Annotated in this window: 16 protein-coding genes; 3 read left to right on the forward strand and 13 right to left on the reverse strand. The window is 57.5% G+C overall.

What is annotated here, in order from left to right; translation table 11 throughout:
- Positions 1-95: 95 nt before the first annotated feature.
- Entirely contained in the window at positions 96-761 is a 666-nt protein-coding gene (locus CRT23_RS07535; RefSeq protein ID WP_103709198.1) for a response regulator transcription factor, read from the forward strand.
- Between the two features lie 286 nt (positions 762-1,047).
- On the opposite strand, the gene CRT23_RS07540 is transcribed toward CRT23_RS07535, so the two are convergent.
- Both CRT23_RS07540 and CRT23_RS07545 read right to left on the reverse strand, forming a co-directional pair.
- Positions 1,048-2,028 (reverse strand): SCO family protein, encoded by a 981-nt coding sequence (locus tag CRT23_RS07540; protein WP_181017279.1) that lies wholly within the window; start codon positions 2,026-2,028, stop codon positions 1,048-1,050.
- 54 nt (positions 2,029-2,082) lie between these two features.
- Positions 2,083-3,813, reverse strand: a complete 1,731-nt coding sequence (locus tag CRT23_RS07545; RefSeq protein WP_245436038.1) for a multicopper oxidase domain-containing protein — start codon at positions 3,811-3,813, stop codon at positions 2,083-2,085.
- A gap of 1,120 nt (positions 3,814-4,933) precedes the next feature.
- Here CRT23_RS07545 and CRT23_RS27725 point away from each other — a divergent pair.
- A complete protein-coding gene (locus tag CRT23_RS27725) occupies positions 4,934-5,815 on the forward strand; it encodes a type II secretion system protein GspK (protein ID WP_181017280.1) in 882 nt (293 codons plus the stop codon).
- 34 nt (positions 5,816-5,849) lie between these two features.
- Positions 5,850-6,353, forward strand: a complete 504-nt coding sequence (locus tag CRT23_RS07550) for an A24 family peptidase (RefSeq protein WP_103709201.1) — start codon at positions 5,850-5,852, stop codon at positions 6,351-6,353.
- A gap of 36 nt (positions 6,354-6,389) precedes the next feature.
- On the opposite strand, the gene CRT23_RS27730 is transcribed toward CRT23_RS07550, so the two are convergent.
- The 11 genes from CRT23_RS27730 to CRT23_RS07590 all read right to left on the reverse strand — a co-directional run.
- Positions 6,390-6,971 carry a hypothetical protein gene (locus CRT23_RS27730; protein WP_146056341.1) on the reverse strand — a complete coding sequence of 194 codons (582 nt, stop codon included), beginning with the start codon at positions 6,969-6,971 and terminating at the stop codon, positions 6,390-6,392.
- 35 nt (positions 6,972-7,006) lie between these two features.
- Positions 7,007-7,372 (reverse strand): hypothetical protein, encoded by a 366-nt coding sequence (locus CRT23_RS27735; protein ID WP_146056342.1) that lies wholly within the window; start codon positions 7,370-7,372, stop codon positions 7,007-7,009.
- A gap of 46 nt (positions 7,373-7,418) precedes the next feature.
- Positions 7,419-7,871: a GspH/FimT family pseudopilin gene (locus tag CRT23_RS07555; RefSeq protein WP_103709202.1), complete on the reverse strand. Its 453-nt coding sequence runs from the start codon at positions 7,869-7,871 to the stop codon at positions 7,419-7,421.
- Complete coding sequence (locus CRT23_RS07560; RefSeq protein WP_103709203.1) at positions 7,868-9,088, reverse strand: type II secretion system F family protein; 1,221 nt, start codon at positions 9,086-9,088, stop codon at positions 7,868-7,870. Before CRT23_RS07560 ends, CRT23_RS07555 begins: the two co-directional genes overlap by 4 nt.
- Positions 9,085-10,830, reverse strand: a complete 1,746-nt coding sequence (locus CRT23_RS07565; protein ID WP_103709204.1) for a GspE/PulE family protein — start codon at positions 10,828-10,830, stop codon at positions 9,085-9,087. Before CRT23_RS07565 ends, CRT23_RS07560 begins: the two co-directional genes overlap by 4 nt.
- A gap of 17 nt (positions 10,831-10,847) precedes the next feature.
- A complete protein-coding gene (gene gspD / locus CRT23_RS07570; protein WP_181017281.1) occupies positions 10,848-13,130 on the reverse strand; it encodes a type II secretion system secretin GspD in 2,283 nt (760 codons plus the stop codon).
- 123 nt (positions 13,131-13,253) lie between these two features.
- A complete protein-coding gene (locus CRT23_RS27740) occupies positions 13,254-13,790 on the reverse strand; it encodes a hypothetical protein (RefSeq protein ID WP_146056343.1) in 537 nt (178 codons plus the stop codon).
- Positions 13,775-14,329 (reverse strand): type II secretion system protein GspM, encoded by a 555-nt coding sequence (gspM, locus tag CRT23_RS07575; protein ID WP_103709206.1) that lies wholly within the window; start codon positions 14,327-14,329, stop codon positions 13,775-13,777. Before gspM ends, CRT23_RS27740 begins: the two co-directional genes overlap by 16 nt.
- Positions 14,326-15,429, reverse strand: a complete 1,104-nt coding sequence (locus CRT23_RS07580) for a PilN domain-containing protein (protein ID WP_103709207.1) — start codon at positions 15,427-15,429, stop codon at positions 14,326-14,328. Before CRT23_RS07580 ends, gspM begins: the two co-directional genes overlap by 4 nt.
- Positions 15,426-15,944 carry a type II secretion system major pseudopilin GspG gene (gene gspG / locus CRT23_RS07585; RefSeq protein ID WP_103709208.1) on the reverse strand — a complete coding sequence of 173 codons (519 nt, stop codon included), beginning with the start codon at positions 15,942-15,944 and terminating at the stop codon, positions 15,426-15,428. The genes CRT23_RS07580 and gspG overlap by 4 nt, the downstream gene beginning before the upstream one ends.
- Positions 15,945-16,079: 135 nt before the next feature.
- A partial coding sequence (locus CRT23_RS07590; protein ID WP_181017282.1) for a cadherin domain-containing protein occupies positions 16,080-17,704 on the reverse strand: 1,625 nt, incomplete at its 5' end.

The raw sequence follows: 17,704 nt of genomic DNA on the forward strand, positions 1-17,704 counted from the left end.
GCAGAACTTACCACATACGGCTTTTTCGACCCGAGCCCAGCAACTGTGCTCCTTAATAGGAGCTAAATGCCGCGCTGATCGACAGGAGATCGACAATGAATGATGGCGATGTCACCGCGTTGATTGCTGACGATCATGAACTTTTCCGAACGGGACTTTCCGCTCTGCTGAGACAAGATTGTGGATTTTCGTCGGTAATAGAGGTGGGTTCCCTCGATGCTGCGATGCAAGTTCTAGGCGAAACTCCTACAATCAAGTTTGCATCGTTTGACTTAGCAATGCCGGGTGTCGAGAGCGCACTCAGCTTACGAAGTGTGCGGGAGGTTTTTCCGCAGGTGCGCGTGGCGGTTGTTTCGGGTTCGGGCGGCCGCGATGACATCTTCCTTGCGCTGCAGGCGGGGCTGCACGGTTATATCCCGAAGACCTTGTGTGTTAAAGACATAGTAGCGGCTTTTCAAAAGATTATAAGGGGCGAAATCTTCGTGCCTTCGCTTATAACGGAGCTGCCGCACCAAATAGAGCTGCCAGACAATACAGACGGCCCCCATCTCCCTGAGACGAGCACGAAACTGACGCCGCGCCAGAACGATGTTCTCCGCTTGATTCGATGTGGCAAGTCAAACAAGGAAATTGCTCGTTTGCTAAGTCTTACGGAGAGTACCGTGAAAGTCCATGCCGTTGCTCTTTATCGTGCACTAGGCGTTCACAAACGCAGGGACGCTGCTCGGGTCTTCGGCGAACATTATGTCGAGAAACCCTAAGTGTCTCGCTGAGATTCTATCAATGGATATAAGCCACTTGTGTTTCAAGGATGTCTTTGAGCACCTAATAAAGTTGTTCGTACTGGTTAAGAATGACAAGCACGCGGCGCAGAGTTTCGAAGTCGATTTAGATGTCGGACGGGGTTCCTGAAGTCTGAAAAAGCGGCGGAAGCGAACTAGCTAAGTTAACGGTGTTTAGACGTTTCGATCGCGTTGCGCGACACGCTTGAGGGTGCAACAAAAAACACCCACCAACCTGTGAGCACTGCCCACGTTTGTGCTTGAATTAATGATGATCGTGCCCACTGTGCGCATGTCCGACCTGCTGATCGGCTCTAGCACCATATGATAGCGCTGCAATGTAGCTCGTTAGATCAGCAGCATCGTTCTCCGACAGAGACAGAGTGGGCATCCGCACAGCCGGGTATCGAGCGGCAAGGTCCAGTGCAGCAGGATCACCTTCAGCGCGCATTTTCTGTGGATCTACAAGGTATCTCACAATCCAATCCTTGGGACGGCGAGAGGAGATGTCCAAGAGGTCCGGCCCGATTTTAATACCTCTTCCAACTGTGTGACATGCAGCACAAGTTTTGATGAATAAATGTTGTCCCGGTAGCCCGGCTGCCGTACTTAGATCCGTAACGGAATTTAGTGATGCAGAAGCAGATGGCGCCGATCTCGCTTGTTCATCATGGACACGCACCGAATCCGGGTTCATTGACTTTATATTGATAGCTATACTGTTGATATCGCTGAAGGGCGAGTCCTTAGACCACTCGCTAGTTCTGTCATTGTAAAGTAAAAGAGTATTGCTATGATCGGACAGGCCTCGAATACGCTCGCCCAGCTTATTACGAATGAGATGCATATCTTCGGGCTTCCCGGTTAGGAAGGTCCAGCCTCTGCCCACGCCAAAAGCTGACGCGTAATCCCTTAGCTTTTCAGGCGTATCGACAACTGGATCGACACTAATAGACAGGAAGAAGATTTCACGCCCGACTTTGTCACCAAGAATGTCCTGAACTTGAGCAAGCCGAGCAGTAACTATCGGGCAGATGTCTCGGCAGCTCGTAAATATAAAACTGATTACAACAGTCTTTTCCTTGACTAAATCTTCATAAAATTTGAAGATTTCTCCATTTTGACTGATAACTGGTACATTTGGTAAGTACCCCTCCCCCCACGGGGACTGCGCCTTTGAAGAAGTTATAGAGCCGAGCAGGGCAGCCAGAACAAGGGCCGCAAAAGTCAAGCGAAGCCGTAGCATTACATTCGCTCCTATACCTACCATGCAAACTTACAAAGATCGATATTGAAAAACTCAAATGTTCGTCGGAATCGGGAAGTATTGAGTGTTTTTTGGATCGGCTTCAGGCAGCACTTCTGGTGTCTTCCATGTGACACCGTCAGGCGAGGGTAGAGGGGTCTTCGAAATCCTCCAGTGAGGACCGCTGCCACTTTTCGCGTAATCTGGATCGTTGGGGTCTGGAGTAAGCACCTGAAGGCGCATTAGCATCGCAAAGTCCTCATGGGTCGTATTGTGACAGTGCGTCACGTATGAACCACCGAACTCCCCGAAGCGAACTTGAAACTTTACCTTGCCCGCAGGACGGAGCCGCCATACGTCTTTGCGCGCAAACTTTTCGGTTGGGCCAATATAGCCGCCACCACGATCCAATGTCACTCCTTCTTCGTAGTGGAGGTGGATCGGGTGGTCCCAACCTGTTCCACCACCAATCAGCGTCCAATGCTCGACCTCACCGGGTTTGGGCACAAGAGCGCTAATGCGGTTTGCGTTCAGCGTATGCGCCTTCTGACCGTTGACCTTGATAGACCAAGGAAAAAGCATGCCCTCCGGACAATCCGGCGTACACTGCCCGGTACTGTCGCGTGAGTCCCCGTCCCCAGACCTACCGAACTCGATGACGCGCTCGCGTACCGGCGCCACAATCGGAACTTGCGACGTCAGAAAATACAGTCCTGAACCAGAATTAGGGGCGTTGTAATCTCTGCTCGGGTCAAGTTCCGAGCCAGTGTAAGTCCTAGTTGGGTCATCGACGCTACTGATACCACCGTTCTTGACACGAAACTCCAGGACCGGCCCAACACATCGGTCACCTGATACACCCTTCAACGCGTCGGCGACAGACACTGCCCCGGCGGGCTTGCGGCCGTCCGTTTGCTTAAGCAGGTTGATCAAATAGAGTGTATCTCCGTGCGTAAAAGCCGAGAAGTCGATCACGATGTCGTAACGCTCGGCCGGACCCTGCTCTTCAAGGCTTGTCAACTTGATCGGATTAACAACAAAGTTGCCGTCATTGCAGATAAACCAGAACGGAACGGATATACCGGACGCGAATTTGCTTGAGTTGCTAACGGCCACTGCGAGCTGGATGAAACGCGCCATTGAAGCATTCAGAATACGGAATCGATACCGGCGAGGCAATACTTCCATGTACGGATAGTAGCCCCCGTTGACCGCCAAGACGTCGCCAACAAACCCTTCGGTGTCAAAGATGTCGAAGAAGAGCTGCCCATCCTTGTTAAAGGCCGGGTTTGACACAGCGAGGTTGACATCGAAGTCTTGGTTGCCCCAGGGCAGCGAGTCGCCGCTGGGCAGTAGCAGATTAACGCCGTCATTTACGGCAGTGCAGGCACGATCCGGCCCACTATAGTAGTTGCATAAGGCAAACATGCCCTTATGCACATTCTCCGCAGTGAAAAAGAAGCGGTGGTCGTGAAACCATAGCGAGCCTTGGAGCTCGCGAAAGTCGCCCTCGACCCGCATCAGGCCGCCATCATCTGTCGGACCGGAAGCCTTATCGAGGTAGCGCGGGTCGGAGAATAAGCGCTGGCTTGGCATGTCTCGGCGCGCCAACGCCGTACTCCAATGATAATCGTAGAAAGTACCGGGGAAGTGGTAGGCGTTGCAGGCGCCGTCGCTCTCGGCACCATTATGAGCATTGTGAAAATGCGTAGAGATTTCGTTTCGGCCGAAGCCCCCGTTCGACTTTCGATCTGCTGGTAGATCGTTGTAGATGCGGGTCAACATTGGCTCTCCGTAGCGGGCCTTGATCAAGCACGGGGCGCCGTACCCAAGTCGTGATCCCGCTGCATTGCCGCGATAGCCGGGCGGTCGGACACCGAAGCTCCAGACAGAGTTGGCGTACTGCTCCGGCATGCTACGACAGTACTTAGTTCCTGGCTCTGCCTGCCCGATCGACATTATGTAGCCGACTTTGGGGAATAGCTCGCGGTTCGGGCTATTAGGATCGTTCGTCCATCGCTGGTGGGCGAAGAATTCGGTTGGCGGACGCCCTTCGCAGGGACCTCGCTGTGTTACAGGATTGGTATATCTGGCGTAATTAGCGCCCCTTAGGCTCCACTCGTCATGATAAGACAGTCGACGGCCACGAAGTTCGGGAAGTTCTGCGCCATTTCTGGTCCACATGACTTCGTCACGAGTTGATGCAGGAAGAAGTGGAATGCGCGGCTGCACGAGCGCCCGATGCAGTGGTTCGCTGAACTTCTGAGCCCCGAACAAAGGGCTTGCTGGCGTACCGGTCACCTCACCAGCGTAGGCGCTCCGGACAAAAGGGCTGAGTCCATGCTTTGCAGCGATAACACCGCTTGCGCTGTATAGGCCCCATCGAAAAAGGTCGCGCTTGGTGATCTCGCCATGCGAGACCGCCTTGACAATCTCTAACCTGTTCTCGCGTGCCTGTTCAGCCTCGCGTATCCGCATGGGGGACGCGTTTGACTTGTCCAAGAACATCGTGCGTCCCCATGAAATGACCAAAGTCGTTAGCTAGTGACACTAAACTTCGATATTCGTTCTGCCAATATGCTACTAGATTTGGCATATGGTCATGATCATATGAATATGGTCAGATTCCCGCAATAGTAGTTTTCGCACTAGTACCGCCTGACGAGACGGACTAAACCCTTGTGCGGTAGGGTAGTTCAAATGCGGCGTCCAAAGCTCCGGCGCGTGGCCCAATTTTGCCGTTCGTGCCTAACTTACGCTGCTCGGTACTACAGATGTCGTTCCATCGTTCGCTTCGCAGTGGTAAGCCGTACCGTCATCACGCCTGCCGCGTATGCCATATAGATTTCGTAGCCAGATACATCCGCCACAATCTATATTGAGACCTTGCCTGGAGGTGTTGACTATGATGGTACTGCCGCGGCTGACCGAACATGTGCTCGGAGTTAAGGTAGGTGCCCGGTCTAGACAGGACGGGTTTGCCCTTGTTGCAGTTGTTGGCGGGATTGGAATTATCGCCCTTTTGATGGTAGCCTACATCGCGGCGGCGCACTCTCGCTTGAATGCGGCCTTCACAGCATCGCAGCGTGCGCGCGCCGAAGCTTTGGCCGACTTCGCTGTTAATTCCACAATCTTCGAGCTTCTCGGTGGCCTGTCTCGCTCAGGCTTGGCAACGGGCAGATTTGGACTGGTCGGGGTCCCTGTTTCTTGCAAGTTCGTCGACGGGTCGACAATGGGGGTCTCTGTCTCCAACGAGAGCGGCAAAGTTGACCTCAACGCGGCAAAGCCTGCGCTGATTGAGGCACTGTTGATGGAAGCGATGTCCAGAGATCGCAATGCCCTCGGCTTGGCGCGCAGCATCCTTCATGCTCGAAGAACGGATGGGACGGAGGGAGCGAAGGCGGCCTTCGACACCGTTCTGCAACTCGGACAGATTCCTGGCATCAATCGCCGTCTTCTTCGGACTTTGGTTCCCCTCGTAACAGTTCATTCCCGCAGCCCAGGCTTGAACGCGCGCGTCGCTTTGCCCTCGTTGCTGGCCGCGGTATCTTCCGGCACCAGTCCCACCGAATCCGCAGCGCGAAACGCTACGTTCTATGTTGCTGACGTCTTGGGAACCACGGTACTGATTGAAGGTGTTTCTGTAACAGGTGTTGGAATTGGATTCTCGCGCGTTGCTATCGTTGACTTCCTGCCCGGTCCGCCAGCATCTTATCGCATCCGAGAATGGCGTGAAGGTTTCTCGACTGTTGTGCTTGCACCCGCGGACGGATTGCCAGCATGTTGACCCTTCGACGTTCATCCAGCCGAGGTGTGGGAACATGACGATCGGCGGCACAGCAGCTCTAGGAATTCTTGCGCTACTCGTAGGCTATGCCGCAATCGTCGACCTCCGCCAGTTCATCATTCCCGATACTGTCAACATCGCGATCTTCTCGACAGGACTTACGGCCTCCTTCACTCTCGGACAAATCGAGCCCCTATCGGCGGTTCTCGCCGTGCTCCTTGGCGGAGGCATCCTCCTTGCCGTTCAGGCGGGTTTCCGCGCATATCAAGGCTACGACGGGCTCGGAACTGGCGACGTCAAGCTTGTCGCCGCCGGTGCAACCTGGACTGGACTTGAGGGACTAGCCCCCACGCTCCTCGTCGCCTGCCTCATGGCGCTCGCCTATATTAGCTTTCGTCGTATGCTAGATGCTGAGTTCAGTACAGGTGCTCGGATTCCTTTCGGGCCATTTCTGGCTTTCGGCATAACAGTCGCGGCAGCACCACTGATGTTGAATAAAACTTCATGGTTTGAACTTCTTGATCGGCTCGCACCCTGATCGGGGGGGAGATTAAGCAACTTTGCAGAAGCGAGATCATTGCGCGCGAGTGCGGAACGCCAAGTCAATTGGCTCGGTGCGATGGCCGAGATCCACATCAAGGTGTAACGCTATAAGAAGCGGCAGGCTTTTGGCAGATGTCCACTCTTCGTACCATCCAGGTGCTACGCCCTCTGTGAGCGAACCGAAGTAGTGGAAACGTACCGCGGCCACATGAGACACGAGAACCTGGCGTGCAGTTATGTCAGGCATCTGTAATTCGCCCAGTGCCATCGGCTGGGCATCGAACAATAAACTGCCGTTCCGTCCCCCCGAAAACCCGACACTTACCGCAAGAAGTCCCGCCGACAGAGCGTCGCCGGTATGTAGTGTCACGAAGGACATGCGGTCTGGGCGCCCTTCAAACTGCACGGGCCCATGCTTCTCTTCAATACGTGGGCGCAGAGCGCTAGCGCCAGCAAGCCAGCTCTCTAGCGCATTGGTTCCGTCTGCCACATGCAAAAGCCTGTCCCGTACCGCGCCTGCGTTCAAAACGCGGTGACCGAAGCTTATGATACCGGCCACAAGCCCAAATGTTAGCGCCAACAGCAGGAGGGCCAACAATGCGTCGAGCAGCACGAAGCCTTGGATCCTGCTCGATGAAGCAACTTTACTCAAGGCCGGAGCCCCCGATCAATCTCCACACCGGCAAGCGAAATGGTACGCTCGCCAGCTCCTATAGGTTCAGCAACAGTCACCTGGACCTGAAAAGCCCGAACGGATCGACCTGACGCAGACTCGATGATGCCGTGACGATAAATCTTTGCCTGCCACCGATACCCATTTGTGAAGGTTCCGCCAATGGTGCCAGCGGACAGAGGATACTCAATACCAGCAGCGGCGAGCTTTGACTTAGCTAGCAACGTGCCTAACGTGAGGAACGCTGCCTTATGATCACCGCGAATCGCGACCGCTAGTGCCGCGAAGGTTGCAGCAAGAAATAGGACGAAGAGCGTGAACGCAACAAGAAACTCGAACATAACGAAGCCGTCCTGGACTCCGTGACGTGCGCTGATACTTGTACGCCTATTCCATGACGGCAACATTGCCGGTAGCCCAAATCACGTGGATGCGCGTTTTGAAAGGCCCGAGTTCAAGGCGAATACGCCCTCCTGTTGAGCGTCCACTGGCGAAGAACTGAATCCCGCCCAAAGATTCGAAGCGGAGCGCGTCGAATGTCTCCATCTTAATTTCGGTACGTGAGTCTATAGTCCCCAAAGGAACTACCTGCGAACTGAAAGTTCGCCGTGCGGTATCGAGCAGGAACGTCATGTCGCGGTTCTGTGAAACAGCGGCGGAACGCGTGATGCGCAGAGCCGCCACAAGGTGATTTGTATCAGCGCGCAGCTGTGCTTGCGCCGGGGGGCGACGGTTCGGGATCATTAATGTGCCGAGGGCGGCTACAATGCTAAGTGTGACGAGGACTTCAACAAGCGTGAACCCCCCCTGGCCTTGCAGTGATGACACACCCTGGTTCACTGGAGGGCCAAATCGTTAATCGAGAGGATCGCGCCCATAATAGACAAGATAATAGCTGCGATCAGTCCGGAGACAAAGATGGTGACTGTGGGCGTGAGGATCGCGAGCGCATAATTTGTGCGCACTTGCTCCTGGCGCTCCAGGATCAGGGCTGCCCGCAACAACATCCCTTGTAGGCATCCACTCTCTTCGCCAACAACAATCATTTGTCGTGCTACCGCGGGAAGGGCGCGCGTCGCATTCAGGGCGTCGCCAATTGTCGCGCCAGCGCGAACGTCATCGATAGCAACTTGAAGACGACCTCGGGTGTCCGCGTTACCGACGAGTGGGCAGGCCGTCTGAAGGGCCTGCAATGGCGCCACCCCGGCCTTGATCAGCGTTGCGAGAGTGCGTGTGAAACGAGACGCCTGTCGCGCCTCGGAGATCCGACCGAAGACGGGAATGCGTAAGATCATCCTGTCAATCGCAACCCGCGTGGCGGGTCGGCGGCGCGCAAAGAAAATTGCGATGCCTAAGCTAGCGACGACAACGAGACCGGCCACTGACACTGGGCCGGAATACGTGCGAATGGTGTTTAGCACCCACAGTATGGTGGGCAGGGTCTTGCCGTTCTCGAGAAAAATGGGCGTCACAGCAGGCACAAGTAGATCGAGCACGATCCAGAGCGAAACGAATGCGAGGGCGACGAGTAGAGCCGGATAAGCCATTGCCGCCCGTACAGCCGATTGGGCCTGTACCCGCCGGTCAAGAAGATCGGCCAGGTCGATCAAAGCCGCCGCAACGTCAGCGCCAGCGTCGCCGGCCTGTACGATGCGAATGTACTCGGGCCGGAAAACCGGTGCCATGCCGTGCATGGCATCCGCGAGCGTAGCTCCGTGCAGGATGCCTTCCAGCAGGCGGAGGATGAGATTACTCATCCACTTGTCGTCGACGGTGGTTGAGAGAATGCGCAAGGCCGTATCGAGAGGTAGGCCCGCCTGCAGCAAAATACCGAGGTCTCGGGAAAGCCGCGCAAACTTGCTGTCGCTTAGGAGTCGGTTCGCGTGATCGAACTTGATCTCGCGGAAGAGGAAGTCGATGGGTCGTCCGCTTCGGATCGCGAAGGGGGTTACGCCGCGGGTGCAAACGAGCTGGCGCGCTTCAGCCTCGGATGCAGCGTCGATTTCGCCGACAACGAGTTTTCCCGCTCCGTCAAAGGCCTCAAAGTGAAATTTCATAATGACGCAACTTGCAGCGTATTTGTTACCCGCAATACTTCCTCAATCGTGGTCACCCCGTACCAGGCCCGTGTCACTCCATCATCGTAGAGGGACCTCCAACCACGCTGTCTTGTCAAATCCTCGATTTGTGAACCCGAACATTGCTGCAGAATCGCATCCCGAATGTAGGGGTCAACCGCAAGCATCTCGGCTATGGACATCTGCCCTTGATAGCCACTGCCTCGGCAGCTCTCACACCCGACGGGTCGTCGAAAGTTCGGCTGTCCAAGAGCTGCGAGACGGGCATCAGCTCCTAGAAAATGATCGGCCAAACGTGAAGCGTCCTCATGGGGCTGCGAACAGGCTGTACAGAGACGCCGGACGAGCCGTTGTGCCACAATACCGCGCAGGGTGGAGCCGAGCAGGAATCGCTCGATGCCCATGTCTATGAGCCGCGTCACAGATTCGGCCGCACTGTTGGTGTGCAGGGTCGAGAAGACCAGATGGCCGGTCAGAGAGGCCTGTACAGCGATGCGAGCGGTGTCTTCGTCGCGGATCTCGCCAATCATAATCATATCTGGATGATGTCGAAGGATCGAACGAAGGACCGCTGGAAAATCGAGGCCGATGGCCTCCTGTACCTGCACCTGACTAATGCCGGAAAGTTGATACTCGATTGGGTCTTCGACAGTGAATATCTTCGCCGTCGGACGGTTGACATGTTTCAACATCGTGTAAAGGGTCGTCGTCTTGCCGCTCCCGGTGGGACCCGTCACGAGGATGATCCCGTTCGGCTGACGCATAAGCTGGTGCATCACCGCAACCTGTTCCGGGTCGAAGCCGAGGCTGGGAAAGTCGAGGGTTACGTGACTGCGGTCAAGCACGCGCATCGTCACCGCTTCACCATCGATCGTTGGGATCGTGGCGACGCGAAAATCAATGTCCTGGCCACGCACAGCAAGCTTGATACGGCCATCCTGCGGAAGACGCCTTTCGGCAATATCGAGGCGCGCCAGGATCTTGACACGGGAAATAATTGCGGCGCGTAGCCGCGCAGGCACTTCATCAGCCTGTCGCAAAACGCCGTCCACGCGGTAGCGCACTCTTAGTGCCTGGGCCGTCGGCTCGATGTAGATGTCGGAGGCATGTGCATCGACCGCATCGGCAATGATCTGCTCGACCAAGCGAATGACCGGAGCCTCGCTGGCACTGTCGCGCAGGCGCTGCAGATCGTTCTCGCTCGGCTCGGCGTCGGTGGAGCGCAGGAGCGGCAGAGCGCCGGCGCCCTCGCCCTTCGCCTGGAGCGCGGCTAAAGCTCTTTCGAACTCCGCCAACGTGATGATCTCGAAGGAAACGTCGCGGTCGACGACCAGTCGCACGGATTCAAGAGGGACTGTGTCGAGAGGGTCAACAACTGCGATTGTTAGACAATCAGCGCTGAGCCGTACGGGCAGGACTCGGTTTTCGGCTAGAAAGTGGAACGGCAGCAAGTCGGGAAGCAGTCTGCTGACCGGCATCTCTCCAGGAACGTGGACAGGCATGTCGAGGTACCGGGCCAAGCCAGACACCAACGCCGACTCGGAAAGGATGCCGAGTTTTGTCAGAACTGTATCGAAGCGATCCCCCGACAGACTGGCGGCTCGCAGAGCACGGGCAGCCGAGCTCTCGTCAAGGAGGCCCGCTTCCGTCAGAAAGGCGCTGAACCGCAGAGCGAAGGCGTCACTGGCAGAATTCGAGGGGACAGTCGCCAATCTTGCCATATGAGCACGCTTCCGACCTACTCGATAGTGCGCTTGGCATGGTTGAGGAGGCGGCGGACCGGGTCACGGGTTGGCAGGAAAGCACGCACCCTGCCGCGATATTCCTCTGTTACTGCCGCGGCTTCGTTCAAGTCTCGTACAACACGCGGCGTCAGCATGATGACAAGCTCAGTTTTCTCGACAAGACTTTGCTTGTCTTTGAAAGCCTTGCCGATGATCGGGATATCACCGAGCACCGGGACCTGAGTCTCGCTCTCGGTGGTCCGCTCTTGAATTAGGCCGCCCAGCGTAATGGTCTCACCATTATTGACCAATACAGTCGTTTTGACCTTGCGTCGCCCGAAAGTCGGCGAGTCAATGTTGGAGGTGTTGGTTCGGGAGACCGTGGAAACCTCCTGCTCGATTTCCAATAGCACGCGTCCAGATTCGTTAATCCGTGGACTAACCGAGAGGATCACGCCGGTATCCTTGTAGGCAACGGAATTTACGATTGGCGCGCCCGGCGTCAAAATGCTCTGAGCTGATTGCGTAGTGATCGGTACCTGATCGCCAATCTGAAGGACGGCGGTTTTGCGATCGAGGACCATGAGGCTTGGAGACGCTAGCACGTTTACGTGTGTCACATCGTTGAGTGCATTCAGTGTGATCTGCCCCCCTGCCGCCTTCGCTACGAAGGAGAAGCCCGGAAACGCCGATCCGACCGCGCCATTCACCAAGTCCGTGAAACTGCCCGAGCGTCCGCCCGATTTATTTTGGAAAAACCACCGCACTCCAAACTGTAAGTCGTCCGTCAGCGCGACCTCAGCGATGGTGGCCTCAATCAGCACCTGATTAGGAAGCACATCAAGATTTACGATTACCTGCTCAACGCGGCGGTAGTCGCTGGCCGAAGCCATAATCAGAAGGGCATTCTGAGTTGGATCAGCAACGATCTTGATGCGTGGCTCGCCGTCTACCGGTCCTGCGCCGATCGCCGCCGACCGGTACGCATTTGTATCATCGCTGCGTGAGAAGGGCGAGTCGAGGAAGCGGTCGGCCGCACTTATACCGCCTCCCGCAGCAGCAACTGGACTGCCGCCCCCAAAACCTCCGGCAGACACTCCGGCAAACCCCCCACCAACCGAGAATCCCTGTCCCGATGCGTCTGCGACGGCGACAGGCGCACCCGATGGTCCGTCGCCTAACGCGTTGCGCGAGGGTCGCGGCGAGCGGACTTCGCGCGTATTCGTCTCCGTGGAAAACATCGCGTTCAGGACGTCAACGACGTCTTTCGCCTGCCGGTTGCGCAGGAGATAAGTCTTAAACTCCTTCGTCGTCCCCGTCGCTATGCCGTCTAGGGTACGAATCCAAGCCTTGGCTTTCACGAGGTAATCGGGTTGCCGCGCAATAATCAGTACGGAACGAAGCCGCTTGTTAGGAACGAACTGCACCATGCCACTAAGGGCGCCCTCGGTGTTGGAAGCGAACGCACGGTTCAAATTGTCTACCGCGTCCTCGGGATCAAGGGTACGTACCGGGACTAGCGCAAAGGACATCCCTTGCATGATATTGATGTCGAACACTGCGACGGCTTCGCGGATCGAGGCAATCTCCTCCGCACTTCCAGAAACGAGCAAGGCGTTGCGAGAAGGGTCCACGCGCACGACGCCGCCGTAGGATGCAATCGGCTCGAGGAGGCGTTTCATTTCGGCGGCCGCAACGTACTTGAGAGAGATCACCCGAACGCCATTCCCGAGGCCCGGCTGCTCACGATTCGACGTTGTAATCCGCGCGCCCATCGTCGCCTGGTCAATCGGCACGACGCGCACAACATCGCCATTACGGACGATCGCTGCCCCCACCGAGCGCAGCGAGGAGGTGAACAGTTCGACCGCCCCCGCTTTGGTGATAGGATTCATCGTTTTAAGCGTGACCCGCCCCTCGATTTTGGAGTCGATGGTGTAATTGACCTTCAGAATGTCCCCTAGAACCGCATCAGCAGCCTCTTGGACCGTCACGCCAGACAAGTTAAGTGTATACGTGCCAGATTCTTTATCGATCGATGCGCTTCGGGATGGCGCGTTGCCGAGAAATCGGCCGGTTCCAATATGGACTTTGCCGGCTGGAGGCGCTCCAGCGCCGCTGGGGTCCGGCGTTCTGGACGTTGCGCCAAGCCGACGCTTTCCGTCATCGACAACGATGGCCGGTCCGATATCAATATCCGGCACGACGACTTCTTCGCCAGACGGCGGAACAACTGCTTTTTGGCGTGCCGCGGCGGGAGAGACCATTACCGCAAGCAAAATCGCGGGAAAACACATGAATGCATTTCGAATATGGTAACGCTTGCCGACGGGTGGCCCCCGGTGCTGCTGTAATCTGCTACTGTTCGCACGCCTTCCCACCCTGACCGCACTCGATGGCAAAGGCATGGGACGTATCCACTATCTCATTTTTGTCGATGAACGGAGGGAAAGTCCGAACTCCTTTTGATCCCGGGTTAAGGTCACTCTTTCAGAACCAACAGTCAACACGACCCAACCGTCGGCTGTTGAATTTCCGTGCTTGATCCATAATCCTCTTTCGTTTGTGTGCTTACGCAGCAACACCTTGCGCTCTGCCGATGAAATCATGACCCCGGCAAGGATGTAATCTGGAGGCGCGGAGTCCACGGCTGGTATGACGGCCGCGATCGGTGCCTCGGCGACCGGCTCGGGAATCGGCGCCGGTGAGCGCACGGGCGTTCGCGTCGCGAGGAAGAGGGGGCTGGCGAGGACAGCTATTGGAGCAAATGCTGGTGGATTAGAGTTTTGCAATGTTGCCAAGTGTCCGCTGCCGGCGTTGCTGCGGACTGGCTGCTCGGTCGCCTCGAGGGGCGAAAAGATCGTGATCCCTGCCTCATAGGCGCAAGCGACAGTCGCGGCCGCAAAACAGCCGAAGACCGTTGTCTGCAAGGCGGCGCGCCTCAGTTCCCAGGCCATCGTGGCAACCCATAGATCTCGAGGTTCGCTGCTATAGCGTCGACGTCAGGGGCACGATCATTGACCGCTTGCAACTGCACGCGTCGGATGAACAGCAACGTCGGTCCCTGCTCGATGCTGGCCAAGATCGCTGCCGCCCGCGCGTTGTTTGTGACGAACTCAACCCGCGCGCCGACCATCGTTCTCCCTTGCCATTCTATGTCTGGAAGGGTGGAGACGGATATTAAAGTGACCATGTGCCGCTCGGCACAGGTCTTCAGCCGAACAAGCAAATCAGCGGTCTGGACGCTTGCAGTCTCGCCTCGTAGAAACCGCCCAGCAGCCTCTTCGACTACGCCTGGGTCAAGCGCGAAGGATGCGGCATGACGGCTGGCGATCGCTGTTGCTAAGGCAAGGCGCGCCGTGGCCGCTGCGGTCCTTTCCTTTTGGCTCAGCAACACGTCTCTGCCCAGCGAGACAATGATGAACGCAAGGAGGGCGAACACCGCCACATGCGCGACGATGAAGAGGGCGAACCGTCTGCAATCGACGCGCTTCATCCTTTTTCTCGCTCCTCGGCTGTGGCTCGGGGCCGACGAAGGGAGGCCTTGATCGAGAAGCGCTCCTTGTCGGTGTCCTGCCCTCGGGTCACGGGGGCAGTCAGCACTGCACCGTGCAGGAACGCAGATCCTTCGATGGCTTGGATGAGGGCCGTGGCCGAGGCTGAGAAGCCCGAGATCTGCACAGTATTATCAGAGATCGTGATCTCGGTCAGATAGGTCGACAAAGGCAGGATCGTAGCTAGATGTTCCCAGATCCTTAAGGCTCCTGGCAGGTCTTGCAAGTCTGCAAAGCGAGTCAGGTCACTGGCCATCTCGTAAATTGCCTGCGACTTGTCGGCGGTAGATGACGCGGTCCGAGTTAAATCCGCAAGGTCCTGCTCGATCTGCTGCAAAGCGAGCTCCTGACGAATGACGATGCTACCGAAGCTAAGCGCTGCGCTCGCGAGCATGACGGTCGCCAGGCCGAATGCCACGCGCCGACACCATTGTGCAGCAGGCCGCTGGGTCGGGGTGAGAGGAACAATGACGGCAGGAACGGCGCCGTCCGGTTGGTTTTCCAGCGTTGAAACCTCAGTCGACTGGATTGCAAGGCGCTGCAGAAGCTTGTCGAGAAAGGAACGCGGCGTCACAAGGTAGCGCACCTCCAGGCAACCATCGCGGGCCATGCGTACAACAAAGCCCAGGAAGATGTCGTCGAGGCGCAGCGGCGTCTTCCGACGAATGTGAGCGCGAATGATGTCTTCGGCTTGGGCACGGGCCGCGCGCGGAATCATGAGCGAACGGCCGATCGCTTGAGTGAGAACCAAGCTTACCGAAAACCCTCGTGGACGCGCCAAGCGCTCGGCCGCGCTTAAGCAACGATCAAACATCTCCCGGGTGTACGAGAGCCAATCCGTGTGCTCGATGAAAAGCACTTCGTCGGCTTGGTTGAGCAAGGCAATGGAAACCGCCTTTTCCTCGGTGCGCACGACCAGGCGCATCGGCTGACGATCAGCAGTGGCATAGCGGTTGGCAATGGGTAGGGCCATTTCCAATTGATCAAGCCACCAGGTGGCCAGGGATTTCCAGAGCCTACTGAGATGGCGTTGGATCGTCATCGCGTTGGATCCCGCGAGGCGATATCGCGTTCGCTCAGGGTCTGCCCGGCTGAGGCCGAGCTGAGGCCTAATCGTGGTCGCTCGTGCCCATTTGGATCGCCTCCATCTGCGCCCACGAAGGTGATGCGGTAGGCTCGACCGCGGTCGAGGGAGGTGTAGACGTAGTCCCGCCCCCACGGGTCGAGGGGGACAGTGGTGCCTTTCAGGTAGGGACCGTTCCATGACCGAAGCCCCGCAGGGGCTTTCACCAGCGCCTGCAGCCCTTCCGTCGCATGCGGGAATCGCCCGTTATCGATGAAGAAGAGTTCGACGGCACTGGAGAGGGTCTCTGCCTGGATGCGAGCGGTTTTGACCTTTGAGTCCGTGAGGTAGCCGAGCATGCGAGGTCCGACCATGCCCATGACCAGACCGATGATGCTGAGCACCACGATGACCTCGATTAGCGTGAACCCCGCTTCTCGCGCCCACCCCGCTCGTTGCTCGATATGGTGAGCATGGCTCCGTCGATGGCTCATCGCTGAACTTCCTAGTGCTTGTCGGGCTTGCCTCGGTCGCGACTAATGCAAGAAGTGTTTAGATTCTCGAATACTTGAGCTCCCCGCCCCATGTGAGGAGGCGGAGAGCCGATGTTTTACTTGGCGTGCAGCATCTCACAGGAACGCGAAGTCGTCGGCCACGAGCGCTATCTTGGTGATTCCTGACAGGTAGAGCGTGTCCGCACCTGACACGATCTGCACGCCCGTGAACGCAGAACCTTGCACCGTGCCGCTGAAGTCCGAGGCCGCTGCCTGCACCGCGGCAAAGTTCGCGAACTGGCCGTGCCACTCGATCACGTCGCCGGGACCCGCACCGCCGGCAAAGTCACTGACCCGATCCAGGCCCGTGCCGCTTGAGGCAAACACGAAGGTGTCATTGCCGGTGCCGCCCGTAAGGAGGTCGTTGCCAGCCCCGCCCGTGAGTTTGTCATTGCCGGCACCGCCCAGCAGGTTATCGGCGAAGTTCGAGCCGATGAGCGTGTCGTTGCCGCCGGCTGCATCGACCGAGGTCAGACCCGTGACGCTGGTCAGACCTGAGAAGTCGAAGCGGTTGGCTGCCCCGGTCCCGACCACGCCCTTGTTGTTGCCAGCCCAGACCTCGATGCTGTTTGCCACCGTGTCAAAGCCAGCCAACGTCAGAGCGGTGGTGCCCTCCACCTTCAAGGTGTCACTGCCTAGACCACCTTGCATGCTGTCACCGGAGGCTTCCGTGCCGCGCACCAGGAAGGTGTCGTTGCCGCCTCCGCCTGTGAGGGTGTCGTTGCCCGCCAGACCATCCATCGTCCAGTTCGAGGTTGAGGCGTTCGGGACCGCGAACACATCAGCGTTTGGTGTACCGACAAAGCTCGTGCTGGGGCCTTCCACCACATCGGTGACCCCGATGGTGAAGCTAGCCTCCGAGAACAGCCCACTGGCATCGCTGGCCCGCACGGTCACGCTATGGCTGGTGGCGGTCTCGAAGTCGAGCAAGGCCCCGTTGGCTACGCTGACCACACCGGTCGAGGCGTTGATGGCAAAGCGCCCACCTGCATTGTCAGACAGCGTGTAGGTCACGCTGTCGCCCGCATTCGGGTCGACGGCCACCGCCGTCAGCCCCACCAGCGTGCCATTGGCAGAGTTCTCCGGCACTAGGTTGGCCGCCGTATTGCTGTCGCTCACCGCGCCCGGTGCGCTATTGCTGACGCCGCCGAGCGTCACGCTGGAGTCGGAGAAGCGCAGGACTTCAGCGTTGAGCACGACGTCCGCGCCGTCCGGGGTGCCTACGCGCAGGTCCTGCACAAGGAAACCGCCAGCAGCTCGGCTGGTGACCGAGTAGTTGCTCTTCAGGCCTGAGAACACGATGGTGTCAGTGCCAGCGCCACCGTCCAGCGTGTCGTTGCCCGCTCCGCCGCGCAGGTTATCGTCGAAGTTCGAGCCGATCACGGTGTCGTTGCCGCCGGCTGCATCGACCGAGGTCAGACCCGTGACGCTGGTCAGACCTGAGAAGTCGAAGCGGTTGGCTGCCCCGGTCCCGACCACGCCCTTGTTGTTGCCAGCCCAGACCTCGATGCTGTTTGCCACCGTGTCAAAGCCAGCCAACGTTAGAGCGGTGGCGCCCTCCACCTTCAAGGTGTCACTGCCTAGACCACCCTGCATACTGTCACCGGAGGCTTCCGTGCCGCGCACCAGGAAGGTGTCGTTGCCGCCTCCGCCTGTGAGGGTGTCGTTGCCCGCCAGACCATCCATCGTCCAGTTCGAGG

This window comes from Methylobacterium sp. V23 (genome assembly GCF_002917135.1).
Classification (GTDB): domain Bacteria; phylum Pseudomonadota; class Alphaproteobacteria; order Rhizobiales; family Beijerinckiaceae; genus Methylobacterium.

Coding starts and splice junctions, on each gene's coding strand:
- CRT23_RS07535 (WP_103709198.1), top strand. CDS start 96: ATGAATGATGGCGATGTCACCGCGTTGATTGCTGACGATCATGAACTT.
- CRT23_RS07540 (WP_181017279.1), bottom strand. CDS start 2,028: ATGCTACGGCTTCGCTTGACTTTTGCGGCCCTTGTTCTGGCTGCCCTG.
- CRT23_RS07545 (WP_245436038.1), bottom strand. CDS start 3,813: ATGTTGACCCGCATCTACAACGATCTACCAGCAGATCGAAAGTCGAAC.
- CRT23_RS27725 (WP_181017280.1), top strand. CDS start 4,934: ATGATGGTACTGCCGCGGCTGACCGAACATGTGCTCGGAGTTAAGGTA.
- CRT23_RS07550 (WP_103709201.1), top strand. CDS start 5,850: ATGACGATCGGCGGCACAGCAGCTCTAGGAATTCTTGCGCTACTCGTA.
- CRT23_RS27735 (WP_146056342.1), bottom strand. CDS start 7,372: ATGTTCGAGTTTCTTGTTGCGTTCACGCTCTTCGTCCTATTTCTTGCT.
- CRT23_RS07560 (WP_103709203.1), bottom strand. CDS start 9,088: ATGAAATTTCACTTTGAGGCCTTTGACGGAGCGGGAAAACTCGTTGTC.
- CRT23_RS07565 (WP_103709204.1), bottom strand. CDS start 10,830: ATGGCAAGATTGGCGACTGTCCCCTCGAATTCTGCCAGTGACGCCTTC.
- gspD (WP_181017281.1), bottom strand. CDS start 13,130: ATGTGTTTTCCCGCGATTTTGCTTGCGGTAATGGTCTCTCCCGCCGCG.
- CRT23_RS27740 (WP_146056343.1), bottom strand. CDS start 13,790: ATGGCCTGGGAACTGAGGCGCGCCGCCTTGCAGACAACGGTCTTCGGC.
- gspM (WP_103709206.1), bottom strand. CDS start 14,329: ATGAAGCGCGTCGATTGCAGACGGTTCGCCCTCTTCATCGTCGCGCAT.
- CRT23_RS07580 (WP_103709207.1), bottom strand. CDS start 15,429: ATGACGATCCAACGCCATCTCAGTAGGCTCTGGAAATCCCTGGCCACC.
- gspG (WP_103709208.1), bottom strand. CDS start 15,944: ATGAGCCATCGACGGAGCCATGCTCACCATATCGAGCAACGAGCGGGG.